Raw genomic sequence first — 7,180 nt, 5'->3', positions numbered from 1 at the left:
GCCGGCATCCCGCCGGCGCGCACGCAACCGGCATCTATCAGGAGCCCAAGGGTCGCACCCGCACAAGCGGATTCCATTGGCGAACGAGGCCGACAGGCGGACAATTTCCCAATTTATCTTATAAATCAGTAGCTTTCTGCTCCTCGACCCTATATCATTGCGGTCCAGCAATAGCGTCGGCATCACCACTTTGGTTTGGCTTCCATGCCTTTGGGGTGCGCCGCCTGACCCGATCATGATATTCAGACAGCCCCGATGGACGCCAAGAAAATTTACGACCTTTTCCGGTCGGCGGATGGTCCGCTGACCGCACAGCTGCAGTTCGGGGCTGGTCTCACGGAAGTGCAAATCCGCAAGGTCGAGCCCCTTGGCATGATCGTCACCGGCCAATATATTCCCTATCGCCGCTCAGCGGTGAAGGTGCTGGTCGGCGAACTGGCCGTGGAAGGCCTGGTGGCAAGCCGAACCGACGTGCAGTGCAGGATCAAGTTCCTGCGGCCTGCCCAGCTCGAAACGCCCTATTGAGGCCGGCGACCGGCGTCCCTCGATCCGCTCAGGGTGCAGGCGGCGCTTCCGTCCGGACCAGCACGGTGCCGTCCTTGCGGTCCGGGCCGTTTCCCGGCCAATCGGCGGAATAGGGTTCGCCGGTAACAGGCCCGTCATCCCCAGCCCGGCGGCTGGTATCAGCCGTGTCCCGCCTCAGCTCCCGCAAAGCCCGATGACGGTCCTGATCTGGTCCGCGACCGCGGCATCGACTCGCCCGCGCGCGCGCAGCGCCTCCTCGGCAGCCTCGGCCGCGCGGCCCAGCATGGGCTCGTCGAACAGCGCGGCGGTCCCTGCGATCTTGTGCAGTTCCCCCTGGGCCTCGGCGATCGCCGCAGCGGAGGGTGCGGCATCCTGCAGCAGGCGCTTCAGCAGTGCGGACCAGATAAGCATTTTCTCCCGAAAGCGCTCGCGCAGCTTCTCGGTCACGGGGTCGAAAGGCGCCGGCGCCGCCTCCCTGCTCCGAGCAGGCAACCACGCCGCCAGCGCCGCCCGCAAGTCTCCCAACCGGATCGGCTTGGCCAGGTGCGCCTGCATTCCAACCGCCAGCGAAGCGTGGACATCTTCGCCAAATGCATTGGCGGTCAGCGCCAGGATCGGCAGCTCATGGGCGGTGATGCCGTGGCCACGGATCGCCTTCGCCGCCTCCAGCCCACCCATGACCGGCATCTGGATGTCCATGAGGACGACGTCATAGGGCCGCCCCATGCGCCGCGCGACCAACACCGCATCGACGGCCTGGGCGCCATCGGCGACGATGCTCGACTCGGCCCCGATCCGCGTCAGCATGGCTTTTACGAGCTCCTGGTTGACATCATGGTCCTCCGCCACCAGCACCCGCAGATCGTCGAAGCGCGCAGCCGTATCGCCGGGGCTCGTGGGCAAAATGAGCCGTCCCGCATCATCGCCCTGTTCGAACGGCAGCCGCAGTCTGAAGCAGCTGCCCCGCCCAACCTCGCTCTCCACCGTCAGTTCGCCGCTCATCAGCGTGACCAGCTGCGCGCTGATCGACAGGCCGAGGCCGCTACCGCCAAAGCGCGCCGCGGTGCCGACATCAGCCTGCACGAACTTCTCGAAAATGGCGGCCTGACGCTCGGGCGCTATCCCCGGCCCGCTATCCTCAACCGCGATCACCAACCGGCTCGCGGAGTCCAGATGCGCGCGCAGTGTGACATGGCCGTGCGCCGTGAACTTCACCGCATTTCCCAGCAGGTTGAGCACCACCTGCCGCAACCGCAGCCCGTCTCCCATCATCATCCGGGGCAGATCGCCGGCGATGTCGCGGACCAGTTCGAGCCCCTTCTGCTCCGCGCTCGCCCGCACCAGATTGAGGCAGGCGTCGAGCGCATGGATAAGATCGAACGGTTCGCGCGCGATCTCCATCTGCCCGGCCTCGACCTTGGCCAGGTCCAGCATGTCGTTCAGCAGGCGCATCATGGCCCTGCCCGAATCCGCGATCATCTTGACCTGGTGATGCTGGTCGGGCGGCAGGGCGGCACCCAGCAGCAGGTCGGCGAAACCCAATATGCCATTCATCGGCGTGCGGATCTCATGGCTCATATTGGCCAGGAATCCGGTCTTGGCGGCGCTCGCCATTTCCGCCGACCGACGGGCAGAAATATCCTCCACCACGCAGACAAAGAATTCCGGCTCTCTTGCGGCATCGCGCACCAGGGATACCGTCAGGTTGATCCACACCAGCCCTCCGTCCTTGCGGACATAACGCTTCTCATGCGCGAACTCGCTGATTTCACCGGCCAGGAGGCGGCCGGCCTGATGGGCATCAACGTCGTAATCGTCGGGATGGGTGATCTGCCGATAGTCGAGGCCGACCAGCTCCTCTCGCGCGTATCCGGTGATCTCGCAGAAACGGTCGTTCACCAGCAGGAAGCGCCCCTGCGGCGACGCATGCGCAAGGCCGACGGCCGCCTGTTCGAATGTCGCCGTGAAATGGCGCGCGGTGTCGCTGTGGGCCGCATTGGCGAAGCCGGTCACGATTGGCCCCGCCATCAGGCGGACGACGTCCAGATCGGCGTAGGTGAAGGCGGCCATCCGATCGGAATAGACCTTCAGCACACCGATCATCTGCCCGTGATAGGGCAGTGGGACCAGCATCATCGATCGCAGCCCCACTCTCCGGCAGGCCTCGCGATCCACGCGCGGGTCGGTCTCGCTGTCGTGACAGAATTGTGCTTCCCCTGTGGCGATACAGATGCCGGACAGGCTGCCGCCCAACGACAGGCGCAGGCCGATATGACGGACCGAAGTGCCGCTGGCCGCACGATAGACGATGTCGTCGCCGTCCCGCATCTCCACGATGGCGCCAGTTGCCTGCGGAATGATGCGTATTGCGCGCGACACCACCTCGTTGATGATCTGTTGGAAGTCGGCATAGGCTTCGGAGACGGCGGCTTGTAGAGCCAGCATCTCCGGCATCCACGCAGGCGAACCAAGGTCAGCCATCCGTCGGCACCTCCCAGCCATGACCCTCGGCAATCAGGATGCGCGCCATGATTCCTCCTGCTACGGCGACCATCGCTGATCAGTGCAGATTTTCCTTTTTTTAACAATGAATGACGTCGAATTAACGCTATTTCCGCTGCCGCCGCGCAGCATCGGCTGATGTGCGAATAGCCATCGACCACCGCCGGTTTTCTCTCTGGCGCCACGAGGGGTCCTTATCCTGACAGCTTGCGCGGTGGACGAGACTGAAAGTCGCACCCGATTATTCCATTTTGCGTAATGAAGAAGTGGCAAGAGCGATCATTCTCATCATCCGTCGGGTGACGCACTCTTTCGGCGTGGATCGGGAATGGACCCGTCCTCCAGATCGAAAGAACGAGTCATGAAGCTGTACCACCATCCCCTTTCCGGTCATTCCCACCGGGCCGTGCTGTTTGCGTCGCTGCTTGGCGTGCCGCATGAGCTGGTCGAGGTCGATCTCATGGCTGGCGCCCACAAGCAGCCGGCCTTCCTGAAGCTCAACCCCTTCGGCCAGGTACCGGTGCTGGAGGATGACGGTGTCGTGATCGCCGATTCCAATGCCATCCTCGTCTACCTCGCCAAGAAAGCCGACGGTGGTGAATGGCTGCCGGAAGATCCGCAGGGCGCGGCACTGGTCCAGCGCTGGCTGTCGGTCGCGGCAGGCGAGGTCGCCTACGGCCCCGCCGCCGCGCGGCTCATCACCGTGTTCGGCGCCAAGTTCAATCCGGACGAGGTCATCGCGCGCGCCCATGTCCTCCTCGGCCGCCTTGAAGCGCACCTCAGTGAGAGCGAATGGCTGGCCGGCCCGCGGCCGACAATCGCCGATATCGCGGTCTACAGCTATGTCGCGCGCGCGCCGGAGGGCAATGTCGACCTGTCTGGCTATCCCGGGGTCAATGCCTTCCTCGCCCGGATCGAGGCCCTGCCGGGCTTTGCTCCCTTCGCACGGACGGCCGCGGGCCTCGCCGCCTGAAGCAACCGGGCGCGCCTGTCCGGCGCGCTCTCCCCCTGCTGGGAGGAAAGCACGATGACATCGACCTTCAAAAAGCTTCCTGTCTGGCATGAAGGGGAGCGGCGCATTCAGGAAAAGCTGGGCGTTGCCGAGCGCATGGCGTCGGTCGGGCAGCGCGTGATCCGCGACTATATGCCCGACCAGCATCGCGAATTCTACGCGCAGCTTCCCTTCGTGGTGCTGGGCAGCGTTGACGGCACGGGCGATCCCTGGGCCACCTTCCTCGAAGGGCGGCCCGGGTTCATCGTCTCCCCCACTCCCACCACACTCGACATCGCCGCCCGCGCTGACCCCAGCGATCCGGCCGCGTCGACGATCGGGGAGGGTTCGCCCATCGGGTTGCTCGGCATCGAGATGCACACGCGTCGCCGCAACCGCATGAACGGCGTCGTGTCGACGACGGCCGCCGGTCTTCACATCGACGTGGACCAGAGCTTCGGCAACTGTCCGCGCTATATCCAGTTGCGCGACTTTCATCATGCCCGTGACGTCGCGCTCCCCTATGACGGAAAAGTCGAGACGTCGGACGGACTGGACTCCGCCGCCCGCGCGCTCATCGAAGCCGCCGACAGCTTCTTCGTCGCCTCCTATGCCGATCGCGAGGACCGTCGCCAGGTCGACGTGTCGCACCGCGGCGGCAAGGCCGGCTTCGTCCGCGTCGATGCGCCGGGCGTGCTGACCATTCCGGATTTCGACGGCAATCTCTTCTTCAACACGCTGGGCAACATCCTGCTGACCGGCAAGGCAGGGCTGCTGTTCGTCGATTATGAAAGCGGCGACATGCTGCAGATGACGGGCGACGCCGAGGTGATATTCGACTCTCCGGAGATCGCCGCCTTCCAGGGAGCCGAGCGGCTGTGGAGCTTCACCCCGCGCCGGGTCGTTCGGCGGCACGGCGCGCTGGCCCTGCGCTGGACATTTCGCGACGACGGGGGCTGGTCGCCCAATTCGCTGATGACCGGCGACTGGACGGAAGCGGCCGACAGGCTCCGCGCCGCCGACCTCGCAGCCGCCTGGCGTCCGTTCCGGGTGACGAAGATCGTGGATGAAAGCAGCCAAATCCGCTCCTTCTACCTCCAGCCGGATGATGGCGCGGGTCTGCCGCTGCATCGCGCCGGCCAGCATCTGCCGATCCGCGTCACCCTGCCTGGCGCGGACAGGCCGGTGATCCGCACCTACACGATTTCCACCGCCCCATCCGACGCCGGCTACAGGATCAGCGTCAAGCGCGACGGATCGGTTTCCCGGCATCTTCACGACATGAAGGTCGGCGATGTCATTGAGGCCCGCATGCCCGCCGGAGACTTCACCATCGATCCCCACGCCACGCGTCCCGCTGTGCTGCTGGCAGGCGGGGTCGGCATTACGCCCCTGCTCGCGATGCTGCGCCACATCGTCTATGAGGGCGTGCGCAAGCAGCGCGTCCGGCCGACCTTCCTTTTCCACGCAGCGCGGACCCTGGCCGATCGCCCCTTTGCCGACGAACTTGCCCGGCTGGTGGATGCGTCCTTCAGCGCCGTCAGGCTGGTGCGCATGTTGAGCGACGCGGAAGGCGCGACCGAAGGTGTCGATTATGACGCCGCGGGCCGGATCGACATGGCGCTGCTCACGCGCTTCCTGCCGTTCAACGACTATGACTTCTACCTGTGCGGCCCGCCGGCCTTCACCCAGGCGCTGTACGACGGCCTGCGCGGGCTGAACGTCGCTGACGGCCGCATCCACGCAGAGGCCTTCGGCCCCTCGTCGCTGACGCGGACAGCCGACGCGGCTGCCCCGGCGGCCGCTTCCCTGCCCGCGCCTTCGACCAAGGCCGTGCCCGTCGCCTTCATGGACTCCCTTAAGGAAGCACGCTGGACGCCAAGCTCCGGCACCCTGCTCGATCTGGCCGAGGCGCGCGGTCTCAGTCCCGACTACAGTTGCCGGGAAGGAAGCTGCGGCACATGCAAGACCCGGCTGCTGCACGGCGCCGTCACCCATATCCGCCAACCAGGCGTCAGCCTGGCCGAGGACGAGGTACTGATCTGCAGCGCCGTGCCTGCCGAGCAGCCCGACGGCGAGAACCGCATCCAGCTGGCATTATGAGCCTCCATTCGACCGATTTCGCGACAATGGCTTCCGATTTTCCGCCGTTCAATGAATCGACCCAAAGTTCCCTTCAGGAGTAACCGACATGTCCAGACCTCCCCTGCCCCCCTTCAGCCGCGAAACCGCCATCCAGAAGGTCCGCCTGGCCGAAGACGGCTGGAACAGCCGCGATGCCGCCAAGGTCGCTCTCGCCTATACACCCGACACCTGCTGGCGGAACCGGGTCGAGTTCGCCACCAGCCGCGACGAGGCGCAAGCGTTCCTGACCCGCAAATGGAACCGGGAACTCGACTATCGCCTCATCAAGGAACTGTGGGCCTTCACCGGCAACCGCATCGCGGTGCGCTATGCCTATGAGTATCGCGACGATAGCGGTCAGTGGTTCCGCGCCTATGGCAACGAGAACTGGGAATTCGCCGAGGACGGTCTGATGGCGCAACGCCACGCGAGCATCAACGAAATGCCGATCCGTGAGGAGGACCGCAAGTTCCGCTGGCCGCTCGGCCGCCGGCCGGACGATCATCCGGGCCTCAGCGACCTGGGTCTCTGATCGCCACGACGCGAGAGTACGGCCATGCAGATGCCCATGCTTGATGAACAGACCCGGCTGTCGATCGAAATGGCGCTGACGGCGAACCGGGACGACCCGCTGCTTCGCCAGCGGCAGAATGCCAGGGCCATGCAACTGGGCCTGTCCGGGGCGGAGATCGATGCCGCCCGCGCCGGCCGCAGCTTCGACCTGCGGCGGTCGCGGGCGCTGGCCCTGGCCCTCGGATCACCGGCCCGCCGGGGGAGCCTCAGGACTCGGGCCCGCCAGGTAGGGATGTGCGACGCCGCCTGCCTGGAAATCGAGCGCCTTGCGGACCGGCTCTCTTCCCGGCATCAGCGGTAGGAGGGCCGCCATGGTTAGAAATGCCCTGCGCGCCGTCCGTCGCTGCATGCCATGCCTCGGCAGGACGGGCAGCCCGGACTATCATGGCGACATGCTGATGCTGGCGCATGGCTGCGACGCCGAAACGCTGATGCGCCTGCTCTGAGGCACGGGCGAAGGGGACG

Annotated in this window: 7 protein-coding genes; 6 read left to right on the top strand and 1 reads right to left on the bottom strand. The window is 65.5% G+C overall.

The genetic code is table 11. The annotated features are described in order from the left end of the window. Nucleotides 1-255: 255 nt before the first annotated feature. Nucleotides 256-525, top strand: a complete 270-nt coding sequence (locus tag M529_RS47555) for a hypothetical protein (RefSeq protein ID WP_021320221.1) — start codon at nucleotides 256-258, stop codon at nucleotides 523-525. 174 nt (nucleotides 526-699) lie between these two features. On the opposite strand, the gene M529_RS47940 is transcribed toward M529_RS47555, so the two are convergent. Then, nucleotides 700-3,006, bottom strand: coding sequence for a hybrid sensor histidine kinase/response regulator (locus M529_RS47940; protein WP_161626389.1), 2,307 nt, complete (start codon nucleotides 3,004-3,006; stop codon nucleotides 700-702). A 382-nt stretch (nucleotides 3,007-3,388) separates the two neighbouring features. Here M529_RS47940 and M529_RS47545 point away from each other — a divergent pair, with 382 nt between their 5' ends. From M529_RS47545 to M529_RS50655, 5 genes are all read left to right on the top strand, one after another. Beyond that, nucleotides 3,389-4,000 carry a glutathione S-transferase family protein gene (locus tag M529_RS47545; protein WP_021320219.1) on the top strand — a complete coding sequence of 204 codons (612 nt, stop codon included), beginning with the start codon at nucleotides 3,389-3,391 and terminating at the stop codon, nucleotides 3,998-4,000. A 54-nt stretch (nucleotides 4,001-4,054) separates the two neighbouring features. After that, entirely contained in the window at nucleotides 4,055-6,121 is a 2,067-nt protein-coding gene (locus M529_RS47540; protein ID WP_021320218.1) for a 2Fe-2S iron-sulfur cluster-binding protein, read from the top strand. Nucleotides 6,122-6,209: 88 nt separating this feature from the next. Beyond that, complete coding sequence (locus tag M529_RS47535) at nucleotides 6,210-6,674, top strand: nuclear transport factor 2 family protein (protein ID WP_021320217.1); 465 nt, start codon at nucleotides 6,210-6,212, stop codon at nucleotides 6,672-6,674. A 36-nt stretch (nucleotides 6,675-6,710) separates the two neighbouring features. After that, nucleotides 6,711-7,016 (top strand): hypothetical protein, encoded by a 306-nt coding sequence (locus M529_RS47530; protein WP_152522688.1) that lies wholly within the window; start codon nucleotides 6,711-6,713, stop codon nucleotides 7,014-7,016. 10 nt (nucleotides 7,017-7,026) lie between these two features. Then, entirely contained in the window at nucleotides 7,027-7,161 is a 135-nt protein-coding gene (locus M529_RS50655; protein ID WP_269078896.1) for a hypothetical protein, read from the top strand. Nucleotides 7,162-7,180: the final 19 nt, after the last annotated feature.

The organism is Sphingobium ummariense RL-3, assembly GCF_000447205.1.
Taxonomy (GTDB): domain Bacteria; phylum Pseudomonadota; class Alphaproteobacteria; order Sphingomonadales; family Sphingomonadaceae; genus Sphingobium; species Sphingobium ummariense.
This window is presented reverse-complemented; position numbering and strand designations above follow the sequence as displayed.